The organism is Thiorhodococcus minor (genome assembly GCF_010820565.1).
Taxonomy (GTDB): Bacteria; Pseudomonadota; Gammaproteobacteria; order Chromatiales; family Chromatiaceae; genus Thiorhodococcus; species Thiorhodococcus minor.
Window position 1 is genome coordinate 88,947 of sequence record NZ_JAAIJQ010000002.1, and the last position, 17,489, is coordinate 106,435.

The 17,489-nt window shown below is 64.9% G+C and carries 18 protein-coding genes; all 18 read left to right on the top strand.

What is annotated here, in order from left to right; all coding sequences use genetic code 11:
* Positions 1 to 101: 101 nt before the first annotated feature.
* The 18 genes from G3446_RS01045 (at position 102) to flhA (ending at position 17,482) form a co-directional block, all read left to right on the top strand.
* Positions 102 to 620, top strand: a complete 519-nt coding sequence (locus tag G3446_RS01045) for a PilZ domain-containing protein (RefSeq protein WP_164450532.1) — start codon at positions 102 to 104, stop codon at positions 618 to 620.
* A gap of 107 nt (positions 621 to 727) precedes the next feature.
* Complete coding sequence (locus G3446_RS01050; RefSeq protein WP_164450601.1) at positions 728 to 2,098, top strand: sigma-54 interaction domain-containing protein; 1,371 nt, start codon at positions 728 to 730, stop codon at positions 2,096 to 2,098.
* Positions 2,099 to 2,421: 323 nt separating this feature from the next.
* On the top strand, positions 2,422 to 2,760 hold the full coding sequence (gene fliE, locus G3446_RS01055) for a flagellar hook-basal body complex protein FliE (protein ID WP_164450533.1): 339 nt from the start codon (positions 2,422 to 2,424) through the stop codon (positions 2,758 to 2,760).
* 38 nt (positions 2,761 to 2,798) lie between these two features.
* Positions 2,799 to 4,484 (top strand): flagellar basal-body MS-ring/collar protein FliF, encoded by a 1,686-nt coding sequence (gene fliF, locus G3446_RS01060; protein ID WP_164450534.1) that lies wholly within the window; start codon positions 2,799 to 2,801, stop codon positions 4,482 to 4,484.
* Complete coding sequence (fliG, locus tag G3446_RS01065; RefSeq protein WP_164450535.1) at positions 4,474 to 5,490, top strand: flagellar motor switch protein FliG; 1,017 nt, start codon at positions 4,474 to 4,476, stop codon at positions 5,488 to 5,490. The genes fliF and fliG overlap by 11 nt, the downstream gene beginning before the upstream one ends.
* A complete protein-coding gene (locus tag G3446_RS01070) occupies positions 5,487 to 6,332 on the top strand; it encodes a FliH/SctL family protein (protein ID WP_164450536.1) in 846 nt (281 codons plus the stop codon). Before fliG ends, G3446_RS01070 begins: the two co-directional genes overlap by 4 nt.
* Positions 6,329 to 7,732 (top strand): flagellar protein export ATPase FliI, encoded by a 1,404-nt coding sequence (fliI, locus tag G3446_RS01075; protein ID WP_164450537.1) that lies wholly within the window; start codon positions 6,329 to 6,331, stop codon positions 7,730 to 7,732. The genes G3446_RS01070 and fliI overlap by 4 nt, the downstream gene beginning before the upstream one ends.
* Positions 7,729 to 8,181 (top strand): flagellar export protein FliJ, encoded by a 453-nt coding sequence (gene fliJ, locus G3446_RS01080; RefSeq protein ID WP_164450538.1) that lies wholly within the window; start codon positions 7,729 to 7,731, stop codon positions 8,179 to 8,181. The genes fliI and fliJ overlap by 4 nt, the downstream gene beginning before the upstream one ends.
* Positions 8,182 to 8,192: 11 nt before the next feature.
* Positions 8,193 to 9,692 carry a flagellar hook-length control protein FliK gene (locus G3446_RS27895; protein ID WP_245232230.1) on the top strand — a complete coding sequence of 500 codons (1,500 nt, stop codon included), beginning with the start codon at positions 8,193 to 8,195 and terminating at the stop codon, positions 9,690 to 9,692.
* Between the two features lie 255 nt (positions 9,693 to 9,947).
* A complete protein-coding gene (locus tag G3446_RS01090) occupies positions 9,948 to 10,475 on the top strand; it encodes a flagellar basal body-associated FliL family protein (RefSeq protein WP_164450539.1) in 528 nt (175 codons plus the stop codon).
* 10 nt (positions 10,476 to 10,485) lie between these two features.
* A complete protein-coding gene (gene fliM / locus G3446_RS01095) occupies positions 10,486 to 11,463 on the top strand; it encodes a flagellar motor switch protein FliM (protein ID WP_164450540.1) in 978 nt (325 codons plus the stop codon).
* A 10-nt stretch (positions 11,464 to 11,473) separates the two neighbouring features.
* Entirely contained in the window at positions 11,474 to 11,950 is a 477-nt protein-coding gene (gene fliN, locus G3446_RS01100) for a flagellar motor switch protein FliN (protein WP_164450603.1), read from the top strand.
* A gap of 29 nt (positions 11,951 to 11,979) precedes the next feature.
* Entirely contained in the window at positions 11,980 to 12,384 is a 405-nt protein-coding gene (fliO, locus tag G3446_RS01105; protein WP_164450541.1) for a flagellar biosynthetic protein FliO, read from the top strand.
* A gap of 35 nt (positions 12,385 to 12,419) precedes the next feature.
* Entirely contained in the window at positions 12,420 to 13,133 is a 714-nt protein-coding gene (gene fliP / locus G3446_RS01110) for a flagellar type III secretion system pore protein FliP (RefSeq protein ID WP_425338375.1), read from the top strand.
* A 14-nt stretch (positions 13,134 to 13,147) separates the two neighbouring features.
* On the top strand, positions 13,148 to 13,417 hold the full coding sequence (fliQ, locus tag G3446_RS01115; protein ID WP_164450543.1) for a flagellar biosynthesis protein FliQ: 270 nt from the start codon (positions 13,148 to 13,150) through the stop codon (positions 13,415 to 13,417).
* A gap of 30 nt (positions 13,418 to 13,447) precedes the next feature.
* Complete coding sequence (fliR, locus tag G3446_RS01120; RefSeq protein ID WP_164450544.1) at positions 13,448 to 14,221, top strand: flagellar biosynthetic protein FliR; 774 nt, start codon at positions 13,448 to 13,450, stop codon at positions 14,219 to 14,221.
* A 1-nt stretch (position 14,222) separates the two neighbouring features.
* Positions 14,223 to 15,368, top strand: coding sequence for a flagellar biosynthesis protein FlhB (flhB, locus tag G3446_RS01125; protein WP_164450545.1), 1,146 nt, complete (start codon positions 14,223 to 14,225; stop codon positions 15,366 to 15,368).
* Positions 15,369 to 15,373: 5 nt separating this feature from the next.
* Positions 15,374 to 17,482 (top strand): flagellar biosynthesis protein FlhA, encoded by a 2,109-nt coding sequence (flhA, locus tag G3446_RS01130; protein ID WP_164450546.1) that lies wholly within the window; start codon positions 15,374 to 15,376, stop codon positions 17,480 to 17,482.
* The last annotated feature ends 7 nt before the right edge of the window (positions 17,483 to 17,489 follow it).

The following is a 17,489-nucleotide window of genomic DNA, read 5'->3' on the forward strand; positions in this document are numbered from 1 at the left end:
CCGGGCGTGCTGGGTGGCCGCTGGTCGTTGCGGCTTTGCGACCCCGGGCATGCGGGTTAGCATCGAGCAACTAGGCTTGTGCGGTGAGACTCGGGGAGCGCATGAACATCGAGGAATGGCGGGACGTCCTTGGCGACAGCCTCGCGGTGAGCTTGAATCTGCCCGTCGCGCCATGCGATCGGCCCGCGACGACGGGCGATGCGGCGGCGCATCTGCTCGATGCGATTGCGGTGCTCGAAGAAGGGCCGCCGGCGCATACCAAGGACGAGCCGGCGCCTGAGATTCAGCGGCTGGAGCTCAAGATCGATCTTCTTACCGATTTGGTCTCTTCTTTGCTTGCAGACAGAATTCCAGAGCCCGCCGAGGTGCTCATCAGCGGCGCGGGCATGGTTCTGCCGGCCGGCGTTTTGGGCGCCGGGGATGAGCGCGTGCAGCTCTATCCCGGTCAGTGGCTGGCGCAGCCGCTGATCTTGGAGCTGGGGACACGCGTCGTCAGAGAGGGTGCCGCGGGTGCGTCTTGGGGCTCTCCGGACCCGACGCTGCGCGATGCCCTGGGCCGCTGGGTCTTCCGGATGCACCGCAGAGAGGTCGCGCGCCGGCGTATGAGCGGCGGCAACTGATTGGCGGTCCGAGTCCGGCGGCGCGGCGTGCGAATAGCGCACGGGGGGCAGTCGCTCGCATCGGCGGGAGTGAGGTGAATCTGGGAAGAGGAGCATCCGATCAGGTGATGAGAATAGGTCTCTATGGTCAGGGGCCCGCAAGGCTCGCAACGCGATCCATCCTGGAGTTTCTGGGCTGCGAGGTCGTGGAGCTGGAGTCGATCGACAAGACTGCCGCAGAGACGTGCTCCGGACTCTGGGTATGCGAATCCGCGCCGCGGATCGCCGGTCTTCTTGCCGCCCTTCCCATGCGCGAGAAGCTCCCCATCGTGTGTCAACCTCTTGACGGCGGCTCTCTCGATCTGAAGCACCGCGCCTTCGTCGTCGAGACCCCGCTCTCTCCGGGCACGGTCATTCAGATCCTCCAGCGTCTCCAGCTCGAGGCAGGGTCCGACCCGGAAGCCGACATCGACCTCGTCGGGCAGCACCCCAAGATGCGCGGCGTCAAGCGCCTCATCGCTCAGGTGGCGAAGACGGAGGCAACTGTGCTTATCCTCGGGGAGACTGGATCGGGGAAGGAAGTGGTCGCCCGAGCCATCCATCGGGCGTCGACTCGGTCGGGCAAGCCATTCGTGGCGGTCAACTGCGGGGCGATTCCGGGCGATCTCCTCGAGAGCGAGCTTTTCGGTCACGAGAAGGGCGCCTTCACAGGTGCCTTCACGGCGCGGGCCGGTCGGTTCGAGCTGGCGGAGGATGGCGTCCTCTTCCTCGACGAGATTGGCGACATGCCCTTGCCGATGCAGGTGAAGCTGCTGCGCGTGCTGCAGGAGCGCACCTTCGAGCGGGTGGGCTCGAACAAGCCCATCCAGACCAACGCCCGGATCGTTTCGGCCACCCACCGCAATCTGGAGGAGGCCGTGGACGCGGGGGACTTTCGCCAGGACCTCTTTTTCCGGCTCAACGTTTTTCCCATCGAGCTGCCCTCGCTGCGCGAGCGCGAGAGCGATATTCCGCTGCTGGCCGCGACGCTCGAGGAGCGGCTGCGCGAGCAGGGCGGGCAGCCCGCGCATCTGACCCCAGCCGTCTTCGCCCACCTCCAGGCGCATCCCTGGCCGGGCAACATCCGCGAGCTGGCCAATCTGCTCGAGCAGCTCTCGATCATGTATCCGGACCAGCTCGTCGATCTGCCGCAGCTACCGACGCGTTTTCGTCCCGCGGATGTCGCGCCCCTGCCGCTGGTCGAGGCGGAGGTCGAGCCCACGGCCGCGGGCCAGATGCTTCCCGGGATCGGGGATGACATGCTGCCGCCCGAGGGGACAGAGATGCGCGAGTACCTCAATGAGGTCGAGCGCAGGATGATCATCTCGGCACTCGAGCAGAATGACTACGTGGTCGCCCGGGCCGCGCGGCGGCTCGGGATGCGCCGCACCACGCTGGTGGAGCGGATGCGCAAGTTCGGACTCGAGCGCGATGCCAGAGACGCTGCGTCGAATCTTTGACGGACGGCCAGCCGCGATCGCGATCGTCCGGCTTGGCGTTTCACCTCGACGAGCGCGATGCCCAGTCTGCTGAAAGGGCAGTGAATCGCTCCAGCTAGCGGGCCGGAGACGCACAGATCGTCCTTCGAAGGGCCGATACCTCTTTGCGTGAGCCCGTCGGTCCCGCGATCTCCATCACACTTCTCATCCTTCGGGCTCGCGTCCGGCATCCAAATTGCCTTTCCAAGTGCATCATTGAGTCGCGGCTGCCGAGGCCATCCGGATCCAGAGTTTTTCGGCGCCGCGCTCGGGGTCCCTCTGAGGGGAGCTAGGAGAGGAATCACATGAGCGAAATGCAGATCCAGAGCGTCTTGCAGCAGATGCGCGCGCTCTCGCAATCGGGTCGCATCGAGGGCTCAGCAGCCGCTGGAGAGGTCACGGAGGCACGCAAGGCGGAGGACGACGATTTCGCGTCCAAGCTGCACGAGGCGATTCGCGGTGTGAACGAGGTTCAGCGAGAGGCCAAGACGATGCAGACCCAATTCGAGCTTGGTGAAGAGAACGTCAGCCTGCCTCAGGTCATGGTCGCCATGAACAAATCGAGCATCGCCTTCGAGGCCACGAACCAGGTTCGCAACCGGCTGCTTTCGGCCTATCAAGAAGTCATGAGCATGCAGGTGTGATCCTGTCTGGATCACACCGCTAGGGAAGAGACACACCCATGGCGTCATCCCTCACCGCCACATTCTCGACGGGCATGAAGACCTTTACGGAGATGCCCACAGGTCGACAGCTCGCTTTGATCGGCATGATCGCGGGCGGACTGGTGGCGGCGGCCGCCATCCTCTTCTGGGCCTTCAAGCCAACCTACGCGCCCCTGTTCGGGCAGATGGACAGCGCCGAGGCGTCCGAGGTGATGCAGGCCCTGTCACAGATGGGCGTCCCCTATAAGGTCGATAATTTGACGGGGCGGGTCGAGATCCCTCAGCAGAAGATCGCCGAGACACGGCTCCTGCTCGCTGGCCAGGGCCTGCCGAAGTCGGCCGACATCGGCTTCGAGCTGCTGCAGCAGGACGCGGGCTTCGGCACCAGCCGGCTCATCGAGGGGGCGCGTTATCAGCGCGCGCTCGAAGGTGAGCTCGGGCGGTCGATCTCCGCCTTGGATCCGGTCGAGCGCGCGCGTGTGCATATTGCCAAGGCGCAGCGCTCGGTCTTCGTGCGCGAGCGGACACCGCCGAGCGCATCTGTCGTCGTACATCTGAAGGGGGCTCGCTCTTTGAGCGACGCTCAGGTCGGTGCCATCGTGCATCTCGTCTCATCGAGCATTCCCGAGCTGACCCCCGAGCGCGTCACGGTCGTCGACCAGACCGGACGGCTGCTGACTCAGGACGACGAAGAAACTGGCAATAACCTCAGTCTCGACAGTCTGGAATACACCCAGCGCGTCGAGGCGAGCTATGTGAATCGCGTCCAGTCATTGCTCGCGCCCATCGTGGGACGTGACCGCGTTCGCGTTCAGGTCGCGGCGGACCTTGACTTTTCGCGCGTTGAGCGTACCCAAGAGACCTTCGATCCGGACCGCACCGCCGTGCGCTCCGAGCAGACTAACGAAGAAGAGCGCATTGGCGCGGATCCGGGCGCCGGCGGCATTCCAGGTGCGCTGACGAATCAGCCGCCGCAGGGTGGGGCCGTTGGCGAGCGCGCCGAGGCGGCCGGCTCGTCCTTGGTGCCGAGCAGTCGAAGCCAGCAGACCACGCGCAACTACGAGGTCGACCGCACCATCGCCCATGTACAGGAAACGCCGGGCGGTATCCGCCGCCTGACGACGGCCGTGGTGGTGGACTATCAAGACGAGGTGAACGAGGACGGCGAGCCGGTCCGCGTGCCCCGCGCCGAGGCGGAGATGGAGACCATTCGGGCCTTGGTGCGCGAGGCGGTCGGCTTCAATGAAGCACGCGGCGATTCGATCAGGGTCAGCGCAGCCTCTTTCGTGCAGGAGGCATTCGAGGAAGACGCCGTCCCGATCTGGACGCAGCCGTGGTTCCTCGAGCTGGTGAAGACCTTCGGCGGCTTCCTCATGGCGCTGCTCGTGATCTTGCTGGTGGTGCGCCCGGGTATCCGGCAGCTATCGCCGCAGCCGCCCGAGCCGGAGGGGCAGGCGGCACTCGAGTCAGAGGATGGCGAGGAGCAGCTTGCGCTGACGGACGAGTCAGGCGGTCAGGCTGGCGAAGAGGGCGAGGATGTCGTGGCACTCAGCCATCAGCCATCGGCGCTCGGCGCGCTCGCAGGACCTAAGGGACTGGACCAACAGCAGCTGGATCTCGATGCCGTTCGGGAGATGGTGAAAGAGGATCCCAAGCGTGTCGCACAGGTGATGAAGTCGTGGTTGGCTGAAGATGGCAACTGAAACGAAAGAGAGCAAGTACAGCGGCTCCGAGCGCGCGGCCATCTTCATGATGAGCCTGGGCGAGGAGGCGGCGGCCGAGATCCTCCGGCACATGGGACCGAAAGAGGTCCAGAAGATCGGCACGGCCATGGCTTCGCTGGAAAAGGTCTCGCGCACTGACATCGATCAGGTGCTGCGCGAGTTTTCGGACATCGTCCAAGAGCAGACGTCGCTGGGCATCGGCGCGGACGACTACGTCAGGAACGTGCTGCGCTCGGCGCTCGGCGACGACAAGGCCGAGGGGCTGATCGACCGCATCCTGCTCGGGCGCAACTCCAAGGGTCTGGAGGCGCTGAAGTGGCTGGATCCGCGCGCGGTGGCGGAGATGATTCGCCACGAGCATCCGCAGATCGTCGCCATCGTGCTGTCTCACCTGGATCCCGACCAATCCGCGGAGACCTTGTCGCACCTGCCGGAGCGCATGCAGTCCGACCTCATCCTGCGCATCGCCACCCTGGATGGCGTGCAGCCGGCCGCGCTGCAGGAGCTCGACGAGATCCTCGAGCGTCAACTTTCCGGCAAGAACACGGCGAAGTCGTCCATGATCGGCGGCGTCAAGACGGCGGCCAGCATCCTCAACTTCATGGATGCCTCAAAGGAGACCACCATCATGGACGGCGTGCTGCAGGTGGACGAGGATCTGGGCACCCGAATCCAAGAGCTGATGTTCGTCTTCGGCAACCTCGTCGATGTCGACGACCGCGGCATCCAGACGCTGATGCGCGAGATCTCCACCGAGTCGCTGGTCCTGGCGCTCAAGGGTGCCGAGGAAGAGCTCAAGGACAAGATCTTCCGCAACATGTCGAAGCGTGCTGCCGAGATGCTGCGCGAGGACCTGGAGACCAAGGGGCCGGTACGCGTCAGTGACGTCGAAACGGCGCAGAAGGAGATTCTCGCCATTGCGCGGCGCCTCGCCGACAGTGGTGAGATCGTGCTCGGTGGCAAGGGTGGGGAGCAGATGCTGTGAGCCAAGCAGCCTCTTCGCAGCCTTCTCGGGCGCATGATGTCGAGCGCTGGCTGCCGCCGGACGTTGGCCGCGCAACGGCACCCGTGCTCAAGCCGCCGACGCAGGAAGAGATCGCCGCCATCGAAGAGGCGGCGCGGCGCGCTGGTGCGGAAGCGGGATTTCGGGATGGCTACCGGGCAGGCCACAAAGAGGGCGCCGACAAGGCTGCCGAAGAAGCACGCGTCGAGCAGGAGCAGCGCGCGGCACGCGAGGAGGCGCAGCGCCAGGAGCAGACCCAGGCGCTGACGGAAACCGTCGCCGCGCTCGAAGGCATCGCCCAGGAGCTCGCGGACCCGCTGGCCAGTACCGCCGACGAGCTGGAGCCTGAGCTGCTGGCCTTGGTCGAGGCCCTCGCCCGTCAGGTGATCATGGAGGAGCTGAGCACGCGGCCCGAGCTGATCCAGCAGGTTCTGCATCAGGCATTGGCGCAGCTGCCATCGCGGCAGCATGCCTTGAAGGTTCATGTGCATCCGCATCAACAGGCTATCTTGGCGACCTACGCTCAAGCGCGCGGCGAGCAGGTCGTCTGGGTGGCGGATGCGGCCATCGAGCCGGGTGGGTGTCTCATCGAGAGCGGACCCAGCCGGATCGATGCCAGCCTCGAGTCGCGGTTGCGCCAGGGCGTCGCGGCCATTTGGGGCGACCTCTCCAAATCGCGTCAAGAGATTGACGTACTCGAGCTTGCGGCCGAGCCGACGGATGCCCTGGCGGACGTCGCTAAGATCGAGCCCGAGCCCGAGCCCGAGCCCGAGCTGGGCGAGCCGTTAGATCCTGCGCACGAAGACGCCGAGGAGTCTCCATGAGCGAGGTCATCCACGAGCTCAAGCAAGAAAGCAGACGGCAGCTGAGTCTCGGGCTGAAGGACCGGCTGAGTCAGTCGCGTCAGCGCATCGACGAAACGCTGGCGCCTCAGCCGGAGGGGCGTCTCTCGCGCATGGTGGGGATGACGCTCGAGGCCGAGGGCATTCGCCTGCCCGTCGGCGGCCGCGCGGCCATTCATACCTCGACGGGCAAGCGCCTCGCCGCCGAGGTCGTCGGCTTCAATGGCGAGAAGACCTTCCTCATGCCTGAGGGGCAGCTCGAGGGGCTGATTCCAGGCGCGCGGATCGAGCCGCTCGAGCAGACCCGGCGGATCGCCGTCGGATCTGAGCTGCTCGGGCGCGTGGTGGACGCCTTGGGCAAGCCGCTGGACGGCGGCGGGCCGATCCGGGCGTCTGAAGCCGTCTCGATCGAGGGCCGCCCCATCAATCCGTTGACACGCGCGCCTGTGACCGAGTCGCTGGATGTCGGTATCCGTGCCCTCAACGGCCTGCTGTCGGTGGGTCGCGGTCAACGAATCGGGCTCTTTGCCGGAAGTGGCGTGGGCAAGAGCGTGCTCTTGGGCATGATGACGCGGCATACCGAGGCGGATGTCATCGTGGTCGGGCTCATCGGCGAGCGTGGCCGCGAGGTGAACGAGTTTATTCACGACATCCTCGACCTGGAATCGCGCAAGCGTACCGTGGTCGTGGCGGTCCCCGCCGACCAGTCTCCATTGCTGCGCCAGCATGGCGCCTGGGTATCGACGCGCATCGCCGAGTACTTCCGCGACCAGGGGCTCAATGTGCTCCTGCTCATGGATTCGCTCACGCGCTTTGCGCAGGCCGCCCGCGAGATCGCCATGGCGATCGGCGAGCCGCCCGCGACCAAGGGCTATTCCGCCTCTGTCTTCGCGCGCCTGCCGCAGCTGGTGGAGCGCGCGGGCAATGGCGACACGGGCGGCGGCTCCATCACGGCCTTCTACACGGTGCTGGCGGAGGGCGACGATCAGAACGATCCCATCGTGGACTCCGCTCGCGCCATCCTCGACGGCCATGTCGTGCTGTCGCGCGAGATCGCCGAGACCGGCCGTTATCCGGCCATCGACGTCGGCGCATCCGTGTCGCGCGTCATGAGCGCCGTGGTGACGCCCGAGCATCAGCGCGCCGCGTTCCGTTTCCGCGGCATCCTCTCGACCTATGCGCGCAATCGCGACCTGATCGCGGTTGGCGCCTATCGCAAGGGCTCGGATGCGGCCTTGGACGAGGCCGTGGCGATGCAGCCACGGCTCGAGGATTATCTGCGCCAGGACCGGCTCGAAGCGGCGGGGCTCGAACAGTCTCGGCAAGCCCTCTTCGAGGTCTTGGGTCTCCAGCCGCCGGCTGGAAGGAGTGATGGGGCATGAGCGTGCGGCGTTTCCAGCGATTGCTGAAGATTCGTGAGGCGCAAGAGAACGAGGCCGCCGTGGTGCTTGCCGAGCGGCTGGCCGATCTGGGCAAGCTGGAGCAGCAGCGCGATCAGCTCACGGAGTACCAGTCGGTCTATCTCGATGCGCTGGTGCCCAATGATGCGCGACTCCTCAAGCAGCTGGGGCTCATGCATCAGCAGCTGCGCGAGGCGCTGCAGCAGCAGGAGCTGCGCGTCGGGGCGGCTCAGACACGGGTCGATCAGGCGCGTGATGCGTGGCTTGAGCGGCATCAGGCGAGCCTGTCGCTGGAGAAGCTGATCGAGCGCAGGCGCCGCGCCGACGCCGTCGAGGAGAATCGCAAGCAGCAGAGTGCCTTGGATATGTGGGCGACCCTCAGGGCCTTCCAAAAGGACCAAGGACTGGGTTTTTCAGGGTCGGACGACTGAGGATCAGGATCATGCAATCGGGCAATGTTCAAACTGCGGCAGTCGGTCTTTTCGCTCAGCTGCTCAATGCAGGAGTCGTCGAAGAGGGAGGGCTGGATGCTGGCGCGCCCTCCGACTTCATCGATGCCATGGGCAAGCAGATCCGCGGGCTCTTGGAAAAGAATGGCATGGATTCCGCCGCCCTGGAGTCGGCCGACAACCAGGCGCTGGTCACAGCCTTCCTGTCCGCGATGCAGGGACAGGCTGCGGGGATCCAGGTCGACCCCGACGGGGGCGGCTCCAGCGCCTTGGAGGGACTGAATCGCCTGTTATCCGGGCTTGATCGCGGTCAGCCAGAGGGGGCGCAAGCGGCTGCAGAAAACCATGAGGCCGCCGGCCTGGCGGGAGTCGATGGCCTCGAGAGGATCGAGGCACTGCCGGCGTTCGTGCTCGAGCAGCTGGCGCAGTCGGGCGCGCTCGGGGGGGGCGCGCAGGGTTACGGGCAAGCCTTGAGCGCGTCTCCTGGGCAGCTCGCGGTGGACGCTGTCGGTACCGGATCAGAGACACAGCAGCCCGCCAACAGCTCGGCTCGATCTGCCCTTGAGGCGCGCTTGGCCGAGCTGTTGTCGAGCCTTGGCCAAGTTGGGGCGGCATCCAATGTGGGCGAGCGATCCGGGACGTCTGGACAAGGGCTCGCCACGGCGCTCTATTCTCGGCTCGTTTCGCCAAGCTCGCCAAATGCGGCGGGTGCCTCTGCGGCGGAGGCTGATGTAGGCGGTATGTCGGACAGGGAATTGGCCGAATTCGTCGAGGCGCTGCGATCACAGCTTGCCGCAGGTGCCACGGAGCAAGTTGCGGGCTCGACGACCAAGGGGGCTGCAGTGTCGGCGGTTCAGTCGCTGGCCCAAGCCTTGGGCGCGGAGCAGGGAGGGCAGGCAACTTCGGATTCCATTGCAGCGCTCATCGGACGAAGCTTTACGCGCTCGGATGCACTCGCCGCACGGTCGATGGACGAGACGGCCGAGGATGCGGCTGGCCTCGTCACAGGCCTGAAGGGCGGTGATGCGTCGGCTGGGCTGCAGCGCGCCCAGGTCTTCGACCTGTCCAAGCTCCTGCAGCCGGGGGGGGAGGGGCGTCTTGCCGAGCAGGTGAAGTGGACCATGCAAGCTGGGCTCGAGTCAGCGGAGCTGAAGCTCCATCCGCCGAGTCTCGGTACGCTGGACGTGCGGGTGACCATGGAGGGCGACAAGGCGAGCGTTCAGTTCGTCTCGCCACACCCAGTCGTTCGGGAGGTGCTCGAGGCCGCGCTGCCGCGGTTGAGAGAGGCCCTGGCGCAGGACGGCGTTGCGCTCGTCGACGTCAGCGTCTCCGAGCATCGCGCGGGCGGCGGCGACGGTTCCGCCGGGAGTGATTCCGGTCAGCGGGATGAGGCTCAGGGCCTCGACGCGGCTGCCGACGAGGTCGGCGACGAGCTGGGCACCGCGGTCGGTGCGCTGTCGCGACGCCTCAGCCAGCACGACTATTTTGCTTGAGCTGGGCTGGAGCTGGCTCGGCGAGCGCTGTTCTCGAGGCCGATGCGTCAGGGACATGCGGCTCCACGTCCTGTTGTCCGTGCCCGGCGAGGCCCGATCGGCCTGTCGCACCAAGGCGCCGCGGCAGCCCAAGACAGGTTTCTACCTCCAGGTCCGAGGGCCGTGACCGCGGGATGCCTGTCGCTCGCCTGTCCGATTGCATTAGTCCCGGATTTGCTGGATTCTGAGGCGAAGTCTTCAACTCATGGGTAAGTTATGGCCGAAAAGAAGAAAGATGAGGCTGCCGAAGTGAAGGGCGGCAGCAAGCTCAAATGGATCATCCTGATTCTGATCGTCGTCTTGCTGCTCGCGGTGGGTGCTGGCGCCGCCTACTATTTTCTGATCGTCAAGTCAGACGACCAGGCCGAGGAGGCAGGCGATGGATCTCAGGCGCAAGGGGCCGAGGCCATGGCTCCCGCCGTGCAGGCGCCCCTCATCTATCATCGGCTGGAGGCCTTCACCGTCAATATCACGGCGCCTGGCCCAGTGCGTTTCCTGAGGGTCAAGATGACGGTGGTGACGCGGGACGAAGCTGTGGTTGCCGCGCTCGACAAGCACACGCCGATGATCCGCAACGACCTCTTGTCCTTGCTCGCCGGTCAGGAGTTTGCGACGGTCAATACGTCCGAAGGCAAGGACGCGCTGCGCGAAGAGCTCAAGCAGTCGCTGACGGGGATTCTCACCAAGGCCGGCGAGCCTGCGAGCATCGAGGAAGTGCTCTTCACCGACTTCGTCATGCAATAGGCAGGCTCCGATGTCTCAGCAGACAGATATCCTCAGCCAAGACGAGATCGATGCACTGCTGCATGGCGTCGATAGCGGTGGCGTCGATACGGATTCTGAGGCCTTTCCAGCCGATGGCGAGATCAGGTCTTACGATTTCGCCACGCAGGACCGCATCGTCCGCGGGCGCATGCCGACGCTCGACATGGTCAACGAGCGCTTCGCCCGCTACCTCAGGGTCCATCTGTTCAATCTGCTGCGGCGCGCGTCCGAGATCTCGGTGATCGGCGCTCGGGTGACGAAGTTCTCCGAGTATTTGCACTCGCTCTATGTACCGACGAGCCTGAACCTGGTGCGCGTCTATCCGCTGCACGGGACAGCGCTCTTCGTCTTCGATCCCAAGCTGGTCTTCGGGCTTGTGGACAACTTCTTCGGCGGCGACGGGCGTTATTACTCGCGCATCGAGGGTCGCGACTTCACGCCCATGGAGCTGCGCGTCATCCAGAATCTCTTGGATGCCGCGTTCGAGGATATGCAAAAGGCCTGGGAGCCGGTGATGCACTTGGAGTTCGAGTTCATCAACGCCGAGGTCAATCCGCAATTCGCCAATATCGTCAGTCCCACCGAGATCGTGGTGATCAACGACTTCCACATCGAGCTGGAAGGTGGCGGCGGCAACCTGCACGTCACCCTACCTTACTCGATGATCGAGCCGATTCGCGAGCAGCTCGACACCGGACTGCAGTCGGATCGCTCGGGCGCGGACAAGCGCTGGCTGGTCGCGCTGGAGCAGGAGATCCCGCTGGCCGAGGTGGAGATCTTCTCGAATCTCACTGAGGCGACGGTGAGCGTTCAAGAGCTGCTGGACATGAGGCCGGGAGACATCATCCCGATCGATCTCCCGGAGACGGTGATTCTCAACGTCGAAGACATCCCCCTCTTCAGGGGCAAGTTTGGCGTGGCCAACGGAATCAACGCCGTCAAGATCCTAGAGCGGATCCAGACCTAGATGTCGTTCGATACCAGAAACGAGGAGCCAAATCGTGGCCGATGATCCGAACGAAGACATCGCCGACGCCTGGGCGGCCGCGCTCGAAGAGCAAAAGGATAGCGAAGGCGGGGCTGGCGCCGAATCGGCCGCCGCCGACCGGGCGAGCGATGCCGCCGCTGGGGCTAACGAAGCCGTTCCGGTGAGTCCGGAGGACTTCTCGGACAGTCAAACGCCAGCCGCGACGGACGTGAATCTGGATTTGGTCCTGGACGTGCCCGTCACCATCGCGATGGAGATCGGGCGCACCCGGATCCCCATTCGCAATCTGCTGCAGCTCAATCAGGGCTCTGTGGTGGAGCTGGATCGCCTGGCCGGCGAGCCTCTGGATGTGCTGGTGAACGGGACCCTGATCGCGCATGGCGAGGTCGTCGTGGTCAACGAGAAGTTCGGGATTCGTCTCACCGACGTCATCAGCCCCAGCGAGCGGGTTCGCAAGCTGAGGTAGTGCCAGTGTGCCGCCCTGATCGTCATTGGATGGTCGCGGCCATAGGCGCACTCTGGGCGGCGCCGTGGCCAGCCTGTGCGGAGCCCTCTGGGCAATCCGGGCAATTGGCCGCGGGCTACTTGGCGCAATTGCTCGGCGGCCTGGTCCTGGTCATCGTTCTCATCATCCTCTTCGCCTGGATGCTGCGCAGGATGCCCGGTCTGCAGGGGCAGGGGCCCTCCCTGATTCAGGTGCTGGCCGTGCGCAACCTGGGTGCGCGCGAGCGCTTGATGCTGATCCAGGTGGGTGAGGAGCAGGTGCTGATCGGGGTGACTCCAAGCGGCATTCAGCGCCTGCACACGCTCGCCAAGCCACTGGATGTGGCGCCCGACACACCATTGACCGCGGACTTCGCCAGCTTGCTGAGCCGTATGACCTCACCTGGCGGGCGCTGATGATGCGACCCATCCAGCTCCTTGGCGCCTTGGCTATGCTGCTGATCCCAGCGGTGGGATGGGGGCAGATCGGCGGATTGGATGCGGTGACGGTCACCACCGAGCAGGACGGTGGTCAGGTCTACTCGGTCACGCTGCAGATTCTGCTGTTGATGACCATCCTGACGCTGCTGCCGTCGGCGCTCATCATGATGACCTCCTTCACCCGCATCATCATCGTGCTCGCCATCTTGCGGCAGGGACTGGGCACTTCGCAGACGCCATCCAATCAGATCCTGCTGGGCATCGCCTTCTTCCTCACGCTCTTCATCATGGCGCCCGTCTTCCAGGAGATCTATGACACGGCGGTGCAGCCCTACATGGAAGAGAAGGTCGGCACCGAGGAGGCGTTGAGCAAGGCGGTCAAGCCGCTGCGGACCTTCATGCTGGCGCAGACGCGCGAGTCGGATCTGTCAATGTTCGCCGAGATCCGGGGACTGGACGGCTTCGAGTCGCCCGACGACATCCCGCTCAACCTGCTGGTGCCGTCCTTCGTGATCAGCGAGCTCAAGACGGCGTTCCAGATCGGATTCCTGATCCTCATTCCCTTTCTCATCATCGATCTGGTGGTCGCCAGCGTCCTGATGTCGATGGGCATGATGATGCTGTCGCCGCTCATCATCTCGCTGCCGTTCAAACTGATGCTCTTCGTGCTCGTCGACGGCTGGTCCCTGCTGATGGGGACCCTGGCGCAGAGCTTCTATACCTAATGGAGGATGACGCGATGACACCCGAAATGGTCGTAGACATTGGTAAGGAGGCCGGCGAGGTCATCATTCTGCTGGCGGCTCCGCCTCTCCTCGCTGGACTCATCGTGGGCTTGGCGATCAGTCTGCTCCAGGCGGCAACTCAGATCCAAGAGATGACCCTGACTTTCATTCCGAAGCTGGTTGCCGTGGGCGGCGCGCTCATCATCGCCGGGCATTGGATGCTGTCGCTGATCGTCGACTATGTCACCCGGCTCTACGAGAGCATCCCAAGCCTGATCGGCTAGCGTGGGCGCGGCTTTTGCTTAGCCTCGTCTATGAGTTTTGCTGCAGAGGACATCTTCGCCTGGGTCAGCTCCTTCATCTGGCCCTTCGTGCGCATCAGCGCCATGCTGCTGGTTGCGCCCGTCTTCGGTGCCCGTAACGTCAATGTGCGCGCCCGGCTGGCCATGGGCTTCCTTCTCGCGCTCGTCGTCGCGCCCCAGCTGACCGAAACGCCGAGTATCGATCCCCTGAGCCTGGGCGGCCTGGTCGTCGCGATCCACCAGGTCGTCGTCGGAATCGCCATGGGCTTCGTGATGCAGATGGTCTTTTCCGCGCTGACGCAAGCGGGCGAGAGTATCGCACTCTCCATGGGGCTCGGCTTTGCCTCGGCCATGGACCCGGTCGGCGGTGTCCAGGTCCCCATGGTGTCGCAGTACTATATGATCCTCGCGACCCTCATCTTCCTGGCGCTGGACGGCCACCTCATCCTCATCGAGCTGCTGCTGCGCAGTTTCGAGACCCTGCCGATCGCGGCAGAGGGGCTGACGACCGACCAGCTTTGGGCCATCGTCGGCTTCGGCAGCACCATGTACGCCGCCGCGGTGCTCATCGCCTTGCCGGCCGTCACCTCCTTGCTGCTGGTCAATATCGCCATGGGCGTCATTACGCGCGCCGCGCCTCAGCTCAATATCTTTGCCGTCGGTTTTCCGCTGACCTTGCTCGCGGGCTTTATCATCATCCTTTTGACGATGCCCAGCCTGCCGGCCAGGATTGGCGAGCTGCTCATGGCGGCCTTTCCGCTCATTCAGCAGCTAACGAGGGCGTGACATGGCCGAGAACGAGAATGGCCAGGAACGCTCGGAGCAACCCACCGCGAAGCGGATCCGCGAGGCGCGCGAAAAAGGTCAGGTCGCGCGCTCGCGCGAATTCAACACCTTCGCCGTGCTGATGACTGGCGGCGGCTTTCTGATCCTCGCGGGCGGCAGTCTGGCGGCCAAGCTCAGCGCGGTTCTGATCGACGCCTGGACGCTCGAGCGCAGCCTGATCTTCGATACGAATCTGCTCGTGCCCCACATGCAGGACTTGCTCGGGCGGGCCTTCTTCATCTTGGTGCCTTTGCTCATCGTGCTGATGATCGTCGCCATGCTGGCGCCGTTCATGGTCGGTGGTGCGAACTTCGCGGCCAAGGCCTTCATGCCCAAGCTCTCCAAGCTGAATCCGATCAGCGGGATCAAGCGGGTGTTCTCGGTGCAGGGCTTGATGGAGCTCGCCAAGGGGCTCGGCAAGTTCTTCCTGGTGGGGCTTGTCGCCGGTGTGGCGATCAGCCTGATCTGGGACAACCTCATCGGCTTGGGCGAGCAGTCGGTCGAGAGCGCCATCCTGCAGGCCGCGCGCATGGCCTCCTGGATCTTCCTCATCGCCTCCTCCGCCTTGCTGGTGGTGGCCATGATGGACGTGCCCTTCCAGCTCTGGAATCACCAGAAACAGCTGAAGATGACGCTCCAGGAGGTCAAGGACGAGTTCAAGGAGACCGAGGGCAAGCCCGAGGTCAAGGGCCGCATCCGTCAGCTGCAGCACGAGATGGCGCGCCGCCGCATGATGTCCGAGGTGCCCAAGGCCGACGTCGTCATCACCAACCCGACCCACTATGCGGTGGCCATCGCCTATGAGGCGGCCACCATGCGTGCTCCCAAGCTGCTGGCCAAGGGCAAGGACGATGTTGCGGCCGCGATTCGCGATCTCGCCGAGGAGCACGAGATCACCCTGGTCGAGGCCCCGCGGGTGGCGCGCGCCATCTATTTCACGACCGAGCTGAATCATGAGATCCCGGGCGGTCTCTTCGTCGCCGTGGCGCGGATCCTGGCCTATGTCTATCAGCTCAAGCGACATGATCCGGACGCCGAGATCTCCAGCGATCTGCCGGTGCCTGACGAGTATCTGGATCCGCGCAGCGCGCGGCGGGCGGGGAGGTAGCCGGGATGGCGACCATTGCCGAGCGTCTCGGCGGCATTGGCCGCATGGGTCTGGTGACGCCATTCTTGCTGGTCGCGCTGCTGGGCATGCTGGTGCTGCCGCTGCCGCCCTTCGCGCTGGATCTGCTGTTCACCTTCAACATCGCCTTGTCGCTCGTGGTCGTCATGGTTGCCGTCTATACGCCGCGACCGGTCGACTTCGCCTCCTTCCCGACGGTGCTGCTCCTGGCGACCCTGCTGCGGTTGGCGCTCAACGTCGCCTCGACACGCGTCATTCTCCTCAACGGCGGCGATGGCACGGACGCGGCGGGGCAGGTGATCCAGGCCTTCGGCGAGTTCGTTCTGGGCGGCAATTTCGCCATTGGCGTGGTGGTCTTCTCCATCCTGGTGATCATCAACTTCGTCGTCGTCACCAAGGGTGCCGGCCGTGTCTCCGAGGTCAGCGCCCGCTTCACCTTGGACGCCATGCCTGGCAAGCAGATGGCGATCGACGCCGATCTCAACGCGGGTCTGATCTCGCAGGAAGACGCCCGCACGCGCCGCGAGGACGTGGCGCAGGAGGCCGATTTCTACGGCTCCATGGACGGCGCGAGCAAGTTCGTGCGCGGCGATGCCATCGCCGGCATCCTCATCCTCTTCATCAACATCCTCGGCGGCATCGTCATCGGGACCACCCAGCATGGGATGACCATGGCGGACGCGACCAACAACTTCGTGCTGCTGAGCATCGGGGATGGCCTGGTCGCGCAGCTTCCCTCGCTGCTGCTGTCATCGGCCACCGCCATCATCGTCACCCGGGCCTCGACCTCCCAGGACATGGGACAGCAGGTGTTCGGGCAGATGTTTGCCAATCCGCGCGTGCTCTACGTGGCGGGCGGCGTGATCGGTATCCTGGGTCTGATCCCGGGCATGCCGAACCTCGTTTTCCTCGGCCTGGCATCCATGCTTGGCGGCGCGGGCTATTCGATCGGGAAGGGCAAGGCGGAGCCCGGCTCGGATGTGGTCGAGCGTCTGCCCGAGGGCATGGAGCTGCCCGCGCCCGAGGAGCGCGAGCTGTCCTGGGAGGATGTTCCGCCGGTCGATCTGGTGTCCTTGGAGGTCGGCTACCGGCTCATCCCGCTGGTCGACCGCAGCCAGGACGGTCAGTTGATGGGGCGGATCAAGGGGATTCGCCGCAAGCTCTCACAGGAGTTCGGCTTCCTCATCCAGCCCGTGCACATCCGCGACAACCTGGAGCTGGGGCCGAATCAGTACCGCATCGCGCTGCTCGGCGTCACCACGGCCGAGGCCGAGGTGTTCCCGGACCGCGAGCTGGCGATCAATCCCGGGCAGGTGTTCGGCAAGGTCGAGGGCACGCCGACCAAGGACCCGACCTTCAACTTGGATGCGCTCTGGATCGACCCCGCGAACCGCGATGCCGCCCAGGCCGCCGGATACACCGTGGTGGACGCCGCGACGGTCATCGCGACCCATCTCTCGCAGGTGTTCCGCGAGAACGCCCATCGGCTGATCGGGCACGAGGAGGTGCAGCACCTGCTCGACCAGCTCTCGCGGCGCTCGCCGAAGCTGGTCGAGAACCTGCTCGGCTCCAAGGCCATCTCGCTCGGCGTGGTGCTCAAGGTACTGCAGAACCTGCTGGCGGAGCAGGTCTCGATCCGCGACCTGCGCACGATCGCCGAGATTTTGGCGGAGCGCTCGGCGAAGAGTCAGGATCCCGCCGCTCTAACCGCCGCGGTGCGGGTCGCCCTAGCGCGCTCCATCGTTCAAGACCTTGTCGGCCCTGACGAGGAGCTTCCTCTGATCGCCCTGGACCCCTCGCTGGAACAGCTTCTGCATAAATCGCTGCAAGGCAGTCAAGGCGAGACCATCGGCATCGAGCCGGGGTTGGCGGAGCGCGTACAGCGCTCGGTGACCGACGCGGCGCGGCGGCAGGAGGCGGAAGGTGCGCCGGCTGTCCTGGTGGTGGCCCCGGAGATCCGCTCTTGGATCGCGGGCTGGCTGAGGGGGGCGGTGCGCAGCCTCACCGTCCTGGCCTTCACCGAGATCCCGGATAACCGACGCATCCGCGTCGTGGCCACCGTGGGCAAGGGTGATACCGCTCAGGCGCGGGCATGATCGAGCA

Excerpts from the sequence above, each read along its gene's own strand:
- fliJ (WP_164450538.1), top strand. The coding sequence starts at position 7,729 with ATGAGCGTGCGGCGTTTCCAGCGATTGCTGAAGATTCGTGAGGCGCAA.
- fliP (WP_425338375.1), top strand. The coding sequence starts at position 12,420 with ATGCTGCTGATCCCAGCGGTGGGATGGGGGCAGATCGGCGGATTGGAT.
- fliG (WP_164450535.1), top strand. The coding sequence starts at position 4,474 with ATGGCAACTGAAACGAAAGAGAGCAAGTACAGCGGCTCCGAGCGCGCG.
- fliQ (WP_164450543.1), top strand. The coding sequence starts at position 13,148 with ATGACACCCGAAATGGTCGTAGACATTGGTAAGGAGGCCGGCGAGGTC.
- G3446_RS01050 (WP_164450601.1), top strand. The coding sequence starts at position 728 with ATGAGAATAGGTCTCTATGGTCAGGGGCCCGCAAGGCTCGCAACGCGA.
- G3446_RS27895 (WP_245232230.1), top strand. The coding sequence starts at position 8,193 with ATGCAATCGGGCAATGTTCAAACTGCGGCAGTCGGTCTTTTCGCTCAG.
- G3446_RS01090 (WP_164450539.1), top strand. The coding sequence starts at position 9,948 with ATGGCCGAAAAGAAGAAAGATGAGGCTGCCGAAGTGAAGGGCGGCAGC.
- fliI (WP_164450537.1), top strand. The coding sequence starts at position 6,329 with ATGAGCGAGGTCATCCACGAGCTCAAGCAAGAAAGCAGACGGCAGCTG.
- flhA (WP_164450546.1), top strand. The coding sequence starts at position 15,374 with ATGGCGACCATTGCCGAGCGTCTCGGCGGCATTGGCCGCATGGGTCTG.
- fliM (WP_164450540.1), top strand. The coding sequence starts at position 10,486 with ATGTCTCAGCAGACAGATATCCTCAGCCAAGACGAGATCGATGCACTG.
- fliF (WP_164450534.1), top strand. The coding sequence starts at position 2,799 with ATGGCGTCATCCCTCACCGCCACATTCTCGACGGGCATGAAGACCTTT.
- flhB (WP_164450545.1), top strand. The coding sequence starts at position 14,223 with ATGGCCGAGAACGAGAATGGCCAGGAACGCTCGGAGCAACCCACCGCG.
- G3446_RS01045 (WP_164450532.1), top strand. The coding sequence starts at position 102 with ATGAACATCGAGGAATGGCGGGACGTCCTTGGCGACAGCCTCGCGGTG.
- fliE (WP_164450533.1), top strand. The coding sequence starts at position 2,422 with ATGAGCGAAATGCAGATCCAGAGCGTCTTGCAGCAGATGCGCGCGCTC.
- fliO (WP_164450541.1), top strand. The coding sequence starts at position 11,980 with ATGGTCGCGGCCATAGGCGCACTCTGGGCGGCGCCGTGGCCAGCCTGT.
- fliR (WP_164450544.1), top strand. The coding sequence starts at position 13,448 with ATGAGTTTTGCTGCAGAGGACATCTTCGCCTGGGTCAGCTCCTTCATC.